General features: G+C 30.2%; 1 protein-coding gene. It reads right to left on the bottom strand.

Annotation, left to right across the window (positions count from 1 at the left end; translation table 11 throughout):
* A partial coding sequence (locus tag ACWA1B_RS23030; protein ID WP_456910979.1) for an SLBB domain-containing protein occupies positions 1–258 on the bottom strand: 258 nt, incomplete at both ends.

Raw genomic sequence — 258 nt, 5'->3', positions numbered from 1 at the left:
AGCAAAATTCAATAAATCTGAAAATGACTCTCCTTTTTTCATTTCGAAAATACCTGGACGTTTTACTTCGCCTTCAACTGTAACTCTTTGACTATACGAAGGAATTCTAATTACGTCATTTTCTTTTAAAGCAACATTATCTGATTGGTCTCCTTTAACTAAAAATCTATAAATATCAATATTCTTGTAAACTTTATTGTTTCTTATCAATTCAATATTTCTATAGCTTCCATTTTTCCCAGGACCACCTGCCAAATG

This window comes from Flavobacterium xizangense (genome assembly GCF_054075145.1).
This window is presented reverse-complemented; position numbering and strand designations above follow the sequence as displayed.